Origin of the sequence: Phormidium sp. CCY1219 (genome assembly GCF_035615515.1) — a bacterium.
GTDB lineage: Bacteria > Cyanobacteriota > Cyanobacteriia > Cyanobacteriales > Laspinemataceae > CCY1219.
The window spans coordinates 1-15741 of sequence record NZ_JAJENT010000836.1 but is presented as its reverse complement, the minus strand read 5'-3'; the positions used below and the strand labels follow the sequence as shown (position 1 = coordinate 15741).

Below are 15741 nucleotides of genomic sequence, written 5' to 3'. Positions count from 1 at the left end.
CTCCTTCTTTCACCCTTGTTGTGTTACTTTATCCAGATTTCCAAATGCGAAACATTCTAGGACTAGCAGCAATTGCATCTATTATGATGGTCTCTCCAGCATGGGCAGAACAAAAACTATTCGTGGCGTACCCGAGTGCAGAACATAAAACCACCTCGGAGACAATCTTTTTAATTGGCACTGCGCCACCGCAAGGACAAGTCTATATCAACGATCGCCCGATCGAGCGCAGTCCCGGGGGTCATTTTGCCCCCACATTTCCCCTGGAATTGGGCGTCAATGTATTTACCCTGCGCTATCAAGACCAAGAATTGCAAATCAAAGTCACCCGCGAATCTGACGTGCCCCCAGTGCCCGAAGGGGTGGCATTTGCCTCAGACTCCTTGACGCCAAAGGTGGATATTGCCCGCATGCCCGGAGAGCTGATTTGTTTTGAAGCGATCGCCCAACCGAATGCCACCGTTTCGGTGCAAGTGGGAAATCAACGCCTCCCCCTGATGGCGCGCACCGAAACCGTTTCTCTCCCCTCCAATCTCGCCGCTTTAACCGCCACCAACAACCCCACCCGGGTGGAAATCGGCCATTTTGAAGGTTGCACCAGCGCACCGCAAAACCCAGGCAATTTGGGACCACCGCGCTATCAAATCTCCCTCAACGGAAAAACCAAAACCGAGGTTGCCCCAGGCAATATTGAAATTATGTCACCCACGCAATTTGAAATTGCCGAGGTGACGGTGGATTCGGGGGTGGCGCGCACCGGTCCTTCCACCAGTTATTCCCGCCTGACGCCGTTACCAAAAGGCACCACAGCAGCGGTGACGGGGCGAGAAGGAGAATGGTTGCGCCTGGACTATGGAGCCTGGATTAAAGCCGAAGAAACCCGGATAACCAGGGGCGCAGTACCGCCGCGATCGCTGATTCGCAGCGTGCGATCGCGTCAGGTGCCCGGATGGACCGAAGTGCTGTTTCCCTTGCAAACCCCCGTCCCCGTCAGCGTCAACCAAGGCGATCGCTCCCTGACGCTCACCTTACATAACACCACCGCCCAAACCGACACCATTGCCTTCAACGACGATCCCCTGGTGGCACGCATGGACTGGCAACAACCCACCCGCGATCGCCTCGAATATACCTTTAACTTCAAACCCTCCCAACAGTGGGGATACAAACTGCGTTACGAAGGCACTACCCTCATCCTCTCCCTGCGCCATCCCCCCCGCGTCACTAGCACGCGCAACAACCCCCTCAACGGGTTGACCATTCTCCTCGACCCCGGACATGGTAGCGAAAATGACCTCGGTGCCCGAGGCCCCACCGGCTATCCGGAAAAAGATGTCACCCTCATCGTCTCCAAACTCCTGCGTCAGGAATTGGAACAGCGCGGCGCAACCGTGGTGATGACCCGCGAAGGCGATGACGATTTATGGCCTCACGATCGCGTGGAAATTATCGAAGCCACCGAACCTCACCTCGCCCTCAGCATTCACTATAATGCCTTACCCGACTGGGGCGATGCCGAAAATACCGCCGGTATCGGCATGTTCTGGTATCATCCCCAAGCTCACGACCTTTCGGTATTTTTGCATAACTACCTGGTGGAAGAACTGAATCGTCCCTCCTATGGCGTGTTTTGGAATAACTTAGCCCTCACTCGTCCCGCCGTCGCTCCCTCAGTTCTACTCGAACTCGGCTTTATGATCAATCCCCGCGAATTTGAGTGGATTGTCAGCGATCGCGAACAGAAAAAACTCGCCGCCAAACTCGCTGACGCCATCGTAGAATGGTTCTCCACCACCCAATAATTCCTCCCTCCTAAACCCCCCTCAAAAAACCCTTCCACCCTCCCCCTTTACACCCAATAAAACCCCCTGCGAGGGACATAGCTTTTGCTGTGTCCCTCCTCTTTTTCCGCCCCTTGGCCACCCTAGGCTAAAATAATAAAAACCCTTCCCTCGTTCCCAAACATCCCTCGTTCCCAAACATCCCTCGTTCCCAAACATCCCTCGTTCCCCCCTGGGGGGAACGCCCCCTGGGAAGCTCCGCCTCCCGTAAAATCCTGTCCGAAGAAACACTCACAAAACGGATTAGTCCGCGTAGGCGGACTTAGCTTGCAAAGGCGCGATTTCAATCGCCCGCTTTTTATCGGCTTCATAAAAACTCTTCCCTATTTTACCGACAATTCCAAACCATTATGATTAAAACCCCAACCCCCCTAGGAGAACAACGCACCCTTCTCAACGTCAGTTGGCAAACCTTTAAAACCCTGCTGGCTGAAATGGGAGAAAATCGCGCCGCCAGAGTCAGCTATACCGATGGAAAATTGGAAATTATGACCCCCTTGATGCCCCATGAAAACTCCAACCGACTGATTGAGGCTCTCATTGTTGTTTTGGCAGAAGAAATGGGACTAGAAATCAAGCGTTCTGGTTCGCTCACCTGCAAGCGAGAAGACTTACAACGCGCTTGCGAACCCGATAGCAGCTACTACATCCAAAACGAACCGCAAGTGCGCGCCAAAGTCAATATCGACCTCGACATCGATCCGCCCCCCGACTTGGTTCTGGAAGTAGAATATAGTCGCTCCAATTTGAATAAATTTGAAATTTATGCCAGTCTCGGCGTGCTAGAATTTTGGCGCTATAAAAATGGCGGTTTGCAGGTTTATTGCTTACAATCGGGACAGTACGTGGAATGCGAAACCAGCCCCACGTTTTCCCCGATACCCGTGAAGGAAATTCCCCGCTTTTTAACAGAAAGCAGACAAATGGGAGAGATTTCCATGACTAAAAAATTTCGCAACTGGGTCAGAGAGCAGCTTCGCCAACAAACCCAATAAATACTGCGGACTTTGCAGGGTTTTTCAGTCCCGATTTGCAACCACCAACGGTGACGGATAATTTGTAGGGACAAGGCACTGGTATGTCCTTAGCCAAGGTGGATACTGATGTTATAAAATCGCGATTATTGCAGCCGTTGCCTCTGGACAAAATTTCCCAAAAATACATTGACAAATGCGGTGAAATATGCTAGTAAAAATTTAGGGTTGTAAACCACTTCCATGAAGCAAAATTTTAAAAAGGGTCTAATTCTATTTCCTGTGTCTTCACCTGGCCAGGGTGAGGGAGAGATTCCCCCTCACCCTGGCAATGTCACGACCCGATCGCCTCAGTCTTATACAGGATTAGGCGCGTTATAGGGACTGGTCAACTCCTCCAACTGCTTCACCAGCAGGCTCAAGAACAGACCTACATCCGTTACTACTCCCGTGGATTCCACTGAACCGCGATCGCTCAATTTCGTCACCACCGCCGGGTTGATATCCACGCAGACCATCTTCACCCCTGAAGGCGTCATATTCCCCACGCCAATCGAGTGCAGCATCGTAGACAGCATCAAAACCATATCCGTCCCTTGCAACAGACGGCTATACTCTTCCTGCGCCTTAATCAAATCCATCTGCGTATCGGGCAGAGGACCGTCATCGCGGATCGAACCCGCCAGCGCGAAGGGCACGTTCTGCTTCACGCACTCATACAACACCCCTCGCTTAATCACACCTTGTTCTACCGCTTTGGCAATGCTCCCGTAGCGACGAATCATATTAATCGTCTTCAGGTGGTGGCGATGCCCGCCGCGCACTACCACACCACGCTTCATATCCACACCCAACGAGGTGCCCATCAGCGCTTGTTCGATATCGTGGACGGCGATCGCATTACCCCCCAGGAGTCCTTGCACGTATCCTTCGCGAATTAACCGCGCCAAATGGTCGCCGCCACCCGTGTGAATCACCACCGGTCCTGCAGTCACCACTACTTTACCGCCGCGATCGCGGATTTGGCGCATTTCCCACGCCACTTGTTCCACCACCAACTCGACCCGGCGTTCGCTAGAAACCCCCGCCGACATAAAGCTAAATTCCTGCGTGTGGCGTTGTTCCCGCGATTCGGTCTTGCGAACCGTGCGGATACCCACCACATCCACCACAACCTCTTCGCCCACTTTCAAGTCGCGCAGCAGCTTGCATTGTGCCACCGGTCCGGACTCACTGCGGGTAATCGCGATCGCCGCATCCATCCGCTGGTTTTGCACCCGCACCCACTGCCCGTCGATCCGCACTTCCGTGGGATAAATCGTCGTCACGTAGAAATCATCCGGCGATACGCCATCTTGTTCCACCGGTTCGAGTTTCGCATCTTGTTCGTCTTGGGGCAAATCCATCGCACCCAAGTCGATCAACTGCGCCAAAATTTCTTCCATGACTTGGTGTGACGGCGCAGATACCTTGATATCCGCCGTGGAGGTACTTTGTCGCTGCGCCCCCAAATTGAAATTCAGCACTTGGAAGCTACCGCCACCTTCCACAATCGTATCTAACGCGCGGTTGATTGCCCCGGTATCCAACAGATGACCTTCCAGGCGAATCGTCCGACTTTCCACCGGTTGGTTCGCATGCACGTCCAACTGCATCGGTTCGGTGGTTCGCAAGGTCAAGCATTTCGCCGCCCCCCCTGCTTTGAGAAATTCGTTCAGTGGGGTTTCGATTACTTTAAATCCCACTTTGGCCAGTTGCTCTTTGAGCTCATCGCTGACCTTATTCATCACCACCACATCGTCCACATTCACCGCATTGCAGGCAAAATTTACCGCATCCGGTTCGTCAATCGCAATCCGTTTTTCCGGCGGAACTCGCATCTCAATAATCCGATTGGAATAGAAATCAAATGCCGGAGGATAATAAAGTAAATAGCCGCGATTGAGAGGACAAAAACAGGTGTCCAAGTGATAGAAACGCTCGTCTACTAATTGCAGCGAAACCACTTCTATGTCGAGCCATTTAGCGATATAGGAATGGGAATCAAGCTCCGAACGAAAGCCGTATCCCGCCCACAACCACCGTCCTTGGCGATCGAGCAGCGCGTCTCCCGCCCCTTCAAAGGGTAAGTCTTTCGGGAGTTCAAATACTTTATAGCCTTGCACCTCAAACCATTGTTTGAAGAAAGGTTCTTCCCCTTGTCGTTCTTTGTGGAAAAACCGACTCAGGACGACTTTATCTCCTAAGACTAATCCCGCATTTGCGGTAAAGACCATATCGGGCCAACCCGGTTGGGGATCGACTAAATCCACCAAGGCATGTTCTTTCAGCACGTGGTGCAGCTTATGCCACTGTTCGGCAGCGCGATCGCGCGACGATTTGTGAATATTCCCCTCCATCCACGGATTAATCACATAATCCACATCGTAGTGGTTCGGGGGACACATCAGGATACGAATTTCAGAGGTCATAACTTGCGCTATATTTGGTAGTGATTGTTACAGATTTTGGGCGCTCGATTGGTTTGGCACGACAAAATCACTCCTTTGTTCGCAAACTAGGAGCATTTTCAGAACACAGCGGTTCGATCTTTGGCTGACAAGCCAACTTTTGATTCTATCACCTCAATGCCACATTTCTCGACCCAAACCCATGAGGCGATCTCCCCACCTTTAAGCAATTCTGCCTGAGTATTTTCTCTAATTCACTGATTTTTTGCCGCACATCAACCCCCCAGCTTCGATCGCCGCTTCTTTACCTTTTATTTTAGTAAAAAATTTTACAATTTGCCAAAGCCTTCCGGCAACTCAATCCACTCAAGTCCATTCCCTCGCAACTTTCGTCGTTTCACCCCTCTCCTCTCCTCAGACAACTTTCTCGCCTCTACCCTTTGACCCTCACCCTCCTTTTCACTTCCCACACCCGGAGGCTACCCCTCTCAAAACCCCGCATCCTTAAAGTGAAACAAGCCCGATTTTCCCGGCCCTTTCTCGCAAAATTTCGGTTTTCAGCAACTGGGCAAATTATTTCTCTCCCCTCTCTCCCCGATGAATCCCGTCTCTACAACCCGGGGCTTATCCGCACTGGCCACCGAGAATGAAATAATAACAGAACCACCGCAGCACCTTCACGGGTAGGGTGGGCAAATATTTGCCTACCCTACAGCTAGTGCTTAATCCCAGGATTTGCGGTAGTCCTAAATAAAACCCACGAACCGGATCCAAATGGACAGGGCAACTCCATTGCGATGGGAGGAGTGTTGTGGCGGATTTGTGGGGGATGGGAAAATTATCGCGGCGATCGCCACCCCGAAAAGCAAAAAAAATCCCCCTAGCCGACTCGACTAGGGGGGCGTCAATCAGGGTGCATCTATAATCTGTATTCTCGTTTTGCTCGCGCGATCCGGGTAATTTGACAAGTTTTTGGCAATTTTTTTTCCAACCCCTCCCCCATCCCCATAAAAAAACCCCTAGCGGGAGGCTAGGGGGGGATATCAATCAGGGTGCATCCGCAACCTATCTTCCCCAATCGGCGATTCCCATCCGGGAAATTCCATCGAATCGCGCGTTTTTTACCCCTGGCGAGTTGAATTTCAACCCTTAACGCCAAAAAAAGCCCTCTAGCCTTTGGCTAGAGGACGACACTCAGAGTACACTGACTCGTTCTATTCACCCGTTGCTGACTCAAACCAGAACACTTGCTCAAAATCCAACCCCGACTGTCCCTATTGCAGTCTGCACCTAATAAAATCCCCCAGCACGAGTCTGGGGGAATGATGTCAATCAGGGGTGCATCTATAGTCTGATTTCCAGATTTGTGCAAGACATCCGGATAATTTGCCTTCCGTTGTCGCAAATCTGCCAGATTCTTTCCGGGGTTTCTCCAGTTTTCCCTTTTCCAGATTCGTCAGAATCCGAGTTCAAGAACGCTCGAGCCTTTCTTCCTCGACTCGTGTCATAATTCCCATAACATCGCGGTGAATTTCGGCGTCACAAGGCAGGGGCTAGGAGAAGATGAGAAAAACTATTATCGGGGTTATGGGGCCGGGCAACGGTGCCACAGAAACAGACCTACAAAATGCATATCAATTGGGACGACTCATCGCCAAAAACTACTGGGTTTTGTTAACCGGGGGTCGCAATGCAGGGGTGATGGATGCGGCGAGCAACGGTGCAAAGGATGCCAATGGGTTAACCTTGGGAATTTTGCCCAGCGATCGCCCGGTAAATCTCTCCGATGCAGTAGATATTGCCATTGTCACCGGGATGGGAAGCGCTCGCAATCAGATTAATGTCCTCTCTAGCGATGTGGTGATTGCTTGCGGGATTGGTGCGGGAACTCTCTCGGAAATCGCTCTGGCCCTGAAGGCAAATAAAAGGGCCATTCTGTTAAATAACAACCCAAAAAGTCACGAGTTCTTGAAAATGTTATCCCCAGAGACTGTGTTTGCGGTGGATACCCCAGAAGCAGCGATCGCGCGCGTCAAGCAAATTCTCTCCGATTCTCACATATAGGAATAAAACTCTCTGACAATACTCTACCGTAATTATATTTTTCATAAAAAACCGAGGCATTAAAATTAGCCTCGGGTGGGCTTTCTCTGCCCTGGCGCGACTTTTCCTCGTCGCCGCTTTTGTCTCTCTCACCCCTTAAAATACTTCAGCACAATATCCACAATTCGCTGTGCTGCCCGACCATCACCAAAGGGGTTGACAGCATTGGCCATTTTATGGTAAGCATTCGCGTCGCGTAACAGGTTGCTAGCTGCCGCCACAATATTCCTCGAATCGGTACCCACCAGCATCGCCGTACCGGCGGCGATCGCTTCGGGACGTTCGGTGGTTTCGCGCAACACCAGCACCGGTTTTCCCAGTGCAGGAGCCTCCTCCTGCAATCCGCCCGAATCGGTTAATAACAAATAACAGCGCTGCATCGCCCCCACCAACTCCCCATAATCTAACGGTTCGGTTAAAAACACGCGCGGATGATTGCCCAACAGCGCTTGTAACGGTTCGCGCACCGTCGGATTTTTATGCAAAGGTAGCAGCAGCGCCGTATCGGGGAACTGCTTTAAAATCTCCAGAAATCCTCGGGCAATCCCTTCCAGGGGTGCGCCCCAATTTTCCCGGCGGTGAACCGTCGCCAACAACACGCGATCGCCCTCCCAGTCCAACCCGGAAACCGGACAAGGCGGTTGACCAGACGCCACGGAAAGCAACGCATCGATGACTGTATTGCCAGTTTGATGAATTTCCCCCGTCACCCCAGACCGATGCAGATTCTCCACCGCTTCCACCGTGGGAGCAAAGTGCAGTTGCGCTAGTTGCGAAATCAAGCGGCGGTTGGCTTCTTCGGGATAGGGATTGAATAAATCATCAGTTCGCAACCCCGCCTCCACGTGACCCACGGGAATTTTTTGGTAAAATGCCGCCAAGGCCGCCGCAAATGCTGTGGTGGTATCTCCCTGCACCAAGAGCAATTGCGGGGGATCCGGTTGAAATAAATCTTCCAACCCTTGTAAACTACGAGCGGTGATATCCGTCAGGCTTTGCTTATGCTTCATAATGGCAAGATCCCGATCCGCTTTCAGATGGAACAGTTGCATCACCTGTTCCACCATCTCCCGGTGCTGACCAGTTAAGATGACTTCCGTCTCAAACGCCGGCGATCGCGCAAACGCTTGAATCACCGGAGCCAACTTAATCGCTTCCGGACGAGTTCCCAGGGCAATACACACTTTAATCGCTTGTTTCACGCTTGACCTCATCCACAGCACAGCACAACTTGCTTTCAGCCAACCCCTCCTGTTAAAACCAGCAGAGTTTTGGGAAACCTTTCACCTAGATAGGGGTTCGCTTCTATTCTAAAGAGTACACCCCCGCGATCGCGCAAGGCTGCCTTTTCCACAGCGTCAGCAAGCTGCAGCCGCCTTGCTCCTAATTCGATGAATCTTGTTGCATCTAAATTAAGAGAGTCACATGACCCAATCCAAGCGTCCACCCGTTCCACCCCCGCCGCCCCCACCACCGGGTCGTCCCCCTGCCAAACGCCCTCCTGGTGGCTCCCAAAAAGCACCAAAACCGCCGCCGCCACCCCCACCGGGTCGCCCACCGGCACCTCCCGCCCCCGCAGCCAAACAAGCCCCTCCACCCCCACCAACACCACAGGCCACTCCCGCCGCACCTGATGCCCCCCAAGGTCCAGGTCCGAGTCCGGGCCACCCCACATTGCGCGAAATTGTCTCTCGAGCTAACGAAGAAGGCATTTCTGACGTTCACCTTGGCGTCAACGAACTGCCTCGCTTCCGCAAGCGCGGCGATATCACCGATACGGGCTATCCCAAAACCGATCTCAATACCTTTATGAGTTGGTTGCGCGAGTGCATGTCCAATGAGGAAATTCAACAATTCCAAGAAAATTTGGACTTTGATGGCGCATTTGACTTCGGTTTCGTTCGGGTGCGGATCAGTGCCTTCGACTCCTTAGCCGGTCCGGCAATGGTTTTGCGACTCATTGCAGCCAAGATTCTGACGATGGAGCAACTCAACCTGCCAGAAGTCTTTAAAAAGATCTGCAGCTACCACAAAGGGTTAGTGTTGGTCACCGGGCCGACGGGTTCGGGTAAGTCCACCACAATGGCGGCAATGATCGACTACATGAATAAGAATTTCGCCTACCACATGATCACGATTGAGGATCCGGTGGAATTCGTCCATGAAAGTAAAAAATCCTTAATCAAGCACCGAGAAGTCGGTCGCCACACTCTGAAGTTTTTTAACGCACTCAAAGGCGCACTCCGTCAAGACCCGGATATGATATTGGTGGGGGAAATTCGGGATAAAGAAACCGTCAGTATTGCCATTAAAGCGGCATCTACCGGTCACTTGGTTATGGGTACCCTGCACACCAATAGTGCGGTGAAAACCCTAACTCGGATTCTGGATATGTTCTCCGCTGAAGAGCAAATCTCCATTCGGGTTTCTCTCTCAGAAATTCTCGTGGCTATCATCGCTCAGTTATTGTGTAAAACTACCGATGGCAAGCGAGCCGGTTTCCACGATATCCTCATCAATACCGATGTGATTAAAGAATACATCGTCAAGGAGCAGTATGAGGAAATCCACCAAATCATGCTGAAAGATACTTATGAAGGCATGATTACGATGAACCGCTCTCTCTATGAACTTTATCAAGAAGGGCGAATTACTGAAGAAATTGCCCTGGAACAATCGCCAACTCCCAATGAAATGGCTCAAATGCTTCGAGGTCGGATTTAAGGAAATTGGCTGCGGAGAAATGGCAATTTTTACTAACTAAAGTGGAAAGTGTTAAGGATGAAAATCTATTCCTAGGTCAACTTGAAAATTTAAGTTATTTTAGGTTCATCCTCTATGCTTTCTACTTTTGTCTTGATGCCGAGTTCACCCTTTCCTGTGTCCGACTCTATCGTTGCCCAGTTTAGCGCGCAGGCAATTCTGTGAATAATTCACAAGTTTCGCTTCCCGAACTTTTTAAAGGCATTGCTTTATTTACACCGGGTGGAGACCTGATTTATTGCATCGACCCAACGAAACAAAATCGCTGGCATTTGCATCTGTGTGCTGCCTTGCAGGAATGGTTGGGCCTTCCGGAACCGCCCCATTTCCTCGTGCCTTGTTACACCGCCACGGTTGACCGATGGCGGGATCCGGATACGGAACAGGTGCGAACTTCGGCAGTGGCTTATCCCCCGGTTTTGCGATATCAAGCACTGCTCAATATGATTTTTGACCTGTGGCAATTCCAGTGGTCTCCCAGTCCGTGGCCCGAAGACTTGTGTCACCCAATGGTGTTGGCCACTTATCGTCAGCAATTTCCCCAATTGTGGGACAATCACGATTTAATTTTGCGGTTGGAGTCTCAGGAAAGCGATCGCCCTATCGTTGAGGAACATATCTCTCCCAAACTGCGGTTTCCCGCCACCGAGCGATCGCCTACCCAAGGCTATGTGTTGCGCCTGTTTGTCTCGGGTCACAGTAGAACCACCGAACTTACCCTTCAGACACTACACCATTTTTTAGAACGCTCTTTAGGACATCCTTACACCTTAAAAGTGATTGATGTCTCCAAACACCCGGAACAAGCAGAATTGTCTCAAATTTCCGCTACCCCAACCTTAGTCAAGGTTTGGCCGTTGCCCATGCGCCGGATTGTGGGTTCCTTGGATGACGAAGCCAAAATCCTGCAAGTCCTCGGCTATTTGAGAGACTGATTCCGGCGAACTTCACTTCCCGGTTTGTGCATTCCCACCATCGGGCAATCTTCCTCGGTTATTGCAGATTGACAATAATAGAAAGCCCTTGCCCGATCGCAGGATTAAAGCGGTGCAAGAGAACTGGATAACAGGGCGATCGCCTCCTCCAACTTCGGTTCCCCCGCTTCAGTGGCCGAAATCAACAGCAAATACACATTTCGAGCGGTTTGTCGGGCCACGATCGCCCCGCTCATCCCCTGAGACCCATTTAACACCCCAGTCCAGGGAATCAAAATTTGCCCCGGGCTCATCACTTGAAACTCACCCGGTTGAAACCCTTCCCCACGCTCGAATTGCGCGATCGCAATTTCGGCTAACTCCTCATTCGTCCGGGTTCTCGTCGTTGCCAAGGGTTGCACCACCACGGTGTAAGCCAAATTTCCATCGGGCGCTTCAATTAACGCAATCCCCCCGATCGCATTCACCCGATATTCTTCCAAACTGACTTCATCGGTTACATCTTCCAGAGTAAATTCCGGATCGTATTGCCCTAAAATCCCCACCTGAAACCGACCGTTCGGATCCCTGTAAAGATTTTCACTCAGCACTAACGGCGTCCCTTCCACCGCTTCCTCTACCGTCGCCGGTGGGGTTTCCGATGCGGCGGGTTCGCCAGACTCCTCCTGCGGTTGCGCTTCTGGATCGGGCGCAACATTTTCGCTATCCTCCGACTCGGACTCTTGCGCCACCAGGGTTCCCACCTCTACCGCCCTAGCAGATAACCCTTGTCTGTGGGCAGATGAATCCACCGGGAAAACAAACGACGGTTCCGACGCCAAAACCAGCACCAACGCCGTCAGCAATCCTAACCCCAACGGCCACAACCGATTCCATTTCATCGTCAATTCTCCTCGTTTTCGATGTTCGCCGATTCTTTTCTGCTACGCTTATTTCCCTAAAATTGCCGGATTGCCCAAATCAAACAATCCCGCCATACAGCCGGTCATTAATGTTGCCAAAGTTCCGGCCCACAGTGCTTTAAAACCCAGCGAAGAAACCTCCGATCGCCGTTCGGGAATTAACCCCGACAATCCCCCCACAAAAATCCCGTAGGACGCAAAATGAGTAAACCCACAAAGCACGTAACTCACAATCAGCACTACGCGATCGCTGACTGCCCCACTTTTCGACAGCACAGATAGGGCTTGATACGGCGGAATATTGGTTTCCAGCAATCTTCGCCCGATCAGCACCGAAGCGGTCCAAAGTTCCTGCCAGTCCAAAGAAACTCCCGTTAAAAATGTTAGCGGCAAAAACAACATCCCTAACATATTCGCTAACGGATTGCCAAAAAACTGCACGATAAGCGATTCACTTGTTGCCGATGCATCACCCACTATCCAACTGGATATCGTGGTAAAAAAGGTGTTCAGCAACGCCACCAATCCGAGAATTGCGATAATCGCTGCGGCAATTCCCACTGCCATTTTTACCCCATCCAGTGCTCCACCAATCAAACTATCCATTGGATTGGGACGTTTCTCGGGGTCGATTTCCGGTTCTTCAGGAATTTTCCCCATTGTTTTCGGTTCGTCTCGTTCTGGTACTAATAATTTGGCCATCACAAAACACGCCGGAATGGTCATAATCGAAGCGGAAACTAAGTGACCTGCAATGGAGGGAAATACGGGCCGCAATAAGCCGGCATAAAGGGCTAATACGGAAGAGGCGATCGACCCGAAGCAACTGGCCAAAATCGCACAGAGTTCGCTGCGTGTCATGTCGAGAAGAAACGGTTTGACCGCGATCGCTGATTCAATTCCTACAAAAATATTCGCCGCCCCCGACAGGGATTCTGCACCGCTAATTTTCATGGTTTTTTGGAAAATAACCGCAAACCACTTGACGATCGGTTGGATGATATTCAGTCGATAAAGCAAACTCACCAAACCGGAAAAGAAAATCACCTGCGGCAAGGCACGAAATGCCAGCACATACGCAAATCCAGGGTTTAGGTTATCCGTACCGATGCGATCGCCCGGAACCGCCACATAGGGTTGTCCCACTGCTCTAGCAATCCATCGTCCCGCAGGTCCCGGTCCGGCAGTAAAATCTGGATCCGCAACTAAAATCGAATTCGGTCCGCCAAACAAAAACCTCGCCCCCGCTTCAGACGCATCTAACACGGCATTTAGAACTGTACTGAGTCCTTCTACCAGTTGACTGCCAAAGCCAAACACGATCGCGCCGATGACCATTTGTAAACCAATTCCCCAAAACATCACATTCCAGGGAATGATGCGACGATCCTCGGAACCGAACCATGCAATCAAACAAAGTCCGGCGATGCCCAATAACGAAATGAAATTTAATAGCAAGTTCATTGGATTGACGCCTCTGCACAGGTTAACTCTGCCTACAATGGGATACGCTCAACAAATTAACCGATTTTTGAACCGTTTTATGGTGTTGATTGTCACCGCAGGCAGACTTTTGAAATACCTAGTCGAGGCAATTCTAACCCTACTGGTATCCTCCTGTCGAATTTAATTCGATCTCTACTGCGCGATCGCCCCATTCACTCCACTCCAATCCCTCTGCTTATCATCCCTCTCGGTGGAGTGAATCTCCCCACTCAGTGTTGCCGATCGTTACACCACACCCCACGGATCCGCCGCGATCGCTTTTTTATTCCATCCCGATATTTCCCATTGTTAAGGATCCAAGACAAGGGCACTGAGACAAAAATCTCTACCCAAATGCCGCGATCTCATTCACCCAGGGCCTAACTGACTCTTATTCCCATCCCTTCCGGCGATGAATGCACCCTCACCCAACTTCCAGCAACGCTTAATTATTCCTTTTCACCGCTTTTTTCCCTCCCGCGATCGCCGTTATCCGATGCGATCGCCACACAACCCCCTGGGGCACACAAACCGGGCAATTCTAAGGTGGAAATACTCAGGGTATTAAATTCTACTCGGCGAATTTTATGGTGATTGCTATCGGCAATATAAAGATCGGAACTGCTGGCACTCAACCCCCCGGGTTCGTCAAACCTACTCTCTTGATTTTGCAGATTGCGATCGTCCTCCCTGTCACCCCCCAACACCGTTTCGCACAGGCCAGTTTTCGGATCGACTCGTTTTATTTTATGATTGTAACTATCCGCAATCCACAGTTTTCCTTCCACATATTCCATGCCGAGGCAATGTTGCAATCTTACCTCTTCCCCAATCCCATCGCGATCGCCAAACCCAAATAAATCTCCACTTCCGCAGACTGTCCTCACTGTGGCATTCTCTTCTAAACTTACCGCGCGAATCGAACTAATTTCGCTATCCGCCACAAACAATTCTTCCCCATTCGCGCTGATGCCACTGGGTTGAGCAAATGCAGCTTCGCTGAGATAACTATCCCAACACCCTTCTGCACCGCTTCCCGCATAAATCCCGATCTGGCCAACTCTTAAATCCATTGCCCAAATTTGATGAGAACCGGCCATTGCGATAAATAAAATCTCTCCTTCAATTAATTCTAAATCCCAGGGAGAGTTTAAAGGGGTTTCTAATGCTTTTCCCGATGGCAGATGCAGGGCAGGATTTTGTTTTCCGGTTCCGGCAATGGTTTCTACGGTTTGTGCAGATAAGTCAATTTTTCGGATGGTGTGGTTTTCTGTATCGGCAACATAGAGAAGGTTTTGGTTGCGATCGCATGCCATTCCTTGCGGTGAAAAAAACTGCGCTTCGTTGACATAACCATCCTTTAATCCTTTCGTCCCTTTACCGATAATCTGTTTTATTTCCCCAGTGAAGGTGGCGACGACAATCCGATGATGTCCGGAATCGGCAATAAACAGGCGATCTCTTTTTTCATCGGCTAGCACTTTCCCGGGAAAGGCAAGGGGCGTGATTTCGATTTGGCGCTGTTTTTCTAAAAGGGTCTGGATTTCTTGCGCGGCGATCGTTCCTTTTTCTTGATGTTCTTCGATTAATTTGCCAATCAGTTCATCTAATACCTCGCCCTTGCCTTCTCCGGAAACGCTACCCACTACATAGCCTTGCGGATCGATAACCGTTAAGGTTGGCCAAGCGCGAATTGCATATTGGTCCCAAATGTGGCGATCGCGATCGACGATAACCGGATGTTCGATATCGTAGCGCAAAATGGCTTTTCTTATGTTGTCGATTTCTTGTTCGTTGTCGAATTTGGCAGTATGAACCCCAATCGCAGTCAACCAGTTTTTGTATTTTTGCTCTAAATATTTCAGGTCGGGTAAAATATGCAGGCAGTTGATGCAGCAATAGGTCCAAAAGTCGAGAATCACGATCCGCCCTTTCAATTGCGCCAAGGATAGCGGGCGATCGCAATTCAGCCACGCTTTATTCTGTGGCAATTCCGGTGCTCTAACCCGAGAAACCATAGATTTTTTCGAGAACAACAATTCCCATCCTATCGGGTTTTATTTGCAGTTGTGATGCAAAATCATTACCACCCCTTTATCCCTCCCGCCTCTCGCGCCGGCGAAAAAGGAGAAAAAAAAGTTGACAAAACAGTGGCAATCGGATAAACTTATTCATAATCGGGGCAAAACTTTAAAGCAATGCTTTTATTGACATAGGGAGCCTATGCCTCAGATCTCCACAGGAACCGTAGGGCGATCGCAACTTGCATGCAAATGATTCGCGCTGGC

11 protein-coding genes are annotated in these 15741 nt (G+C 50.7%); 6 read left to right on the top strand and 5 right to left on the bottom strand.

Annotated elements, in window-relative coordinates; translation table 11 throughout:
* The first annotated feature begins 44 nt into the window (after positions 1-44).
* On the top strand, positions 45-1802 hold the full coding sequence (locus LKK83_RS26495; protein WP_324634474.1) for an N-acetylmuramoyl-L-alanine amidase: 1758 nt from the start codon (positions 45-47) through the stop codon (positions 1800-1802).
* Positions 1803-2191: 389 nt separating this feature from the next.
* Positions 2192-2836: a Uma2 family endonuclease gene (locus LKK83_RS26490; RefSeq protein WP_324634473.1), complete on the top strand. Its 645-nt coding sequence runs from the start codon at positions 2192-2194 to the stop codon at positions 2834-2836.
* Between the two features lie 335 nt (positions 2837-3171).
* Here the strand turns inward: LKK83_RS26490 and argZ are convergent, their stop codons facing one another.
* Complete coding sequence (gene argZ, locus LKK83_RS26485) at positions 3172-5286, bottom strand: bifunctional arginine dihydrolase/ornithine cyclodeaminase (RefSeq protein WP_324634472.1); 2115 nt, start codon at positions 5284-5286, stop codon at positions 3172-3174.
* 753 nt (positions 5287-6039) lie between these two features.
* On the opposite strand from argZ, the gene LKK83_RS26480 reads away from it, so the two are divergent.
* Complete coding sequence (locus LKK83_RS26480) at positions 6040-6162, top strand: hypothetical protein (protein ID WP_324634471.1); 123 nt, start codon at positions 6040-6042, stop codon at positions 6160-6162.
* A gap of 666 nt (positions 6163-6828) precedes the next feature.
* Complete coding sequence (locus LKK83_RS26475; protein WP_324634470.1) at positions 6829-7329, top strand: TIGR00725 family protein; 501 nt, start codon at positions 6829-6831, stop codon at positions 7327-7329.
* A 128-nt stretch (positions 7330-7457) separates the two neighbouring features.
* Here the strand turns inward: LKK83_RS26475 and wecB are convergent, their stop codons facing one another.
* A complete protein-coding gene (gene wecB / locus LKK83_RS26470; protein WP_324634469.1) occupies positions 7458-8582 on the bottom strand; it encodes a non-hydrolyzing UDP-N-acetylglucosamine 2-epimerase in 1125 nt (374 codons plus the stop codon).
* Positions 8583-8793: 211 nt separating this feature from the next.
* Between wecB and LKK83_RS26465 the strand changes: the two genes are divergently transcribed.
* Together LKK83_RS26465 and LKK83_RS26460 are read left to right on the top strand one after the other, a co-directional pair.
* A complete protein-coding gene (locus LKK83_RS26465; RefSeq protein ID WP_324634468.1) occupies positions 8794-10092 on the top strand; it encodes a type IV pilus twitching motility protein PilT in 1299 nt (432 codons plus the stop codon).
* A gap of 200 nt (positions 10093-10292) precedes the next feature.
* Positions 10293-11066, top strand: coding sequence for a circadian clock KaiB family protein (locus LKK83_RS26460; RefSeq protein ID WP_324634467.1), 774 nt, complete (start codon positions 10293-10295; stop codon positions 11064-11066).
* 104 nt (positions 11067-11170) lie between these two features.
* Here the strand turns inward: LKK83_RS26460 and LKK83_RS26455 are convergent, their stop codons facing one another.
* The 3 genes from LKK83_RS26455 to LKK83_RS26445 form a co-directional block, all read right to left on the bottom strand.
* Positions 11171-11947, bottom strand: coding sequence for a hypothetical protein (locus tag LKK83_RS26455; RefSeq protein ID WP_324634466.1), 777 nt, complete (start codon positions 11945-11947; stop codon positions 11171-11173).
* 48 nt (positions 11948-11995) lie between these two features.
* The gene (locus LKK83_RS26450) at positions 11996-13432 is read right to left on the bottom strand and encodes a NupC/NupG family nucleoside CNT transporter (protein WP_324634465.1); all 1437 of its coding nucleotides are present in this window, start codon (positions 13430-13432) and stop codon (positions 11996-11998) included.
* Between the two features lie 470 nt (positions 13433-13902).
* Positions 13903-15471: a thioredoxin-like domain-containing protein gene (locus LKK83_RS26445; RefSeq protein WP_324634464.1), complete on the bottom strand. Its 1569-nt coding sequence runs from the start codon at positions 15469-15471 to the stop codon at positions 13903-13905.
* Positions 15472-15741 lie beyond the last annotated feature (270 nt).

Coding starts and splice junctions, on each gene's coding strand:
- LKK83_RS26495 (WP_324634474.1), top strand. CDS start 45: ATGCGAAACATTCTAGGACTAGCAGCAATTGCATCTATTATGATGGTC.
- LKK83_RS26490 (WP_324634473.1), top strand. CDS start 2,192: ATGATTAAAACCCCAACCCCCCTAGGAGAACAACGCACCCTTCTCAAC.
- argZ (WP_324634472.1), bottom strand. CDS start 5,286: ATGACCTCTGAAATTCGTATCCTGATGTGTCCCCCGAACCACTACGAT.
- LKK83_RS26480 (WP_324634471.1), top strand. CDS start 6,040: ATGGACAGGGCAACTCCATTGCGATGGGAGGAGTGTTGTGGCGGATTT.
- LKK83_RS26475 (WP_324634470.1), top strand. CDS start 6,829: ATGAGAAAAACTATTATCGGGGTTATGGGGCCGGGCAACGGTGCCACA.
- wecB (WP_324634469.1), bottom strand. CDS start 8,582: ATGAGGTCAAGCGTGAAACAAGCGATTAAAGTGTGTATTGCCCTGGGA.
- LKK83_RS26465 (WP_324634468.1), top strand. CDS start 8,794: ATGACCCAATCCAAGCGTCCACCCGTTCCACCCCCGCCGCCCCCACCA.
- LKK83_RS26455 (WP_324634466.1), bottom strand. CDS start 11,947: ATGAAATGGAATCGGTTGTGGCCGTTGGGGTTAGGATTGCTGACGGCG.
- LKK83_RS26450 (WP_324634465.1), bottom strand. CDS start 13,432: ATGAACTTGCTATTAAATTTCATTTCGTTATTGGGCATCGCCGGACTT.
- LKK83_RS26445 (WP_324634464.1), bottom strand. CDS start 15,471: ATGGTTTCTCGGGTTAGAGCACCGGAATTGCCACAGAATAAAGCGTGG.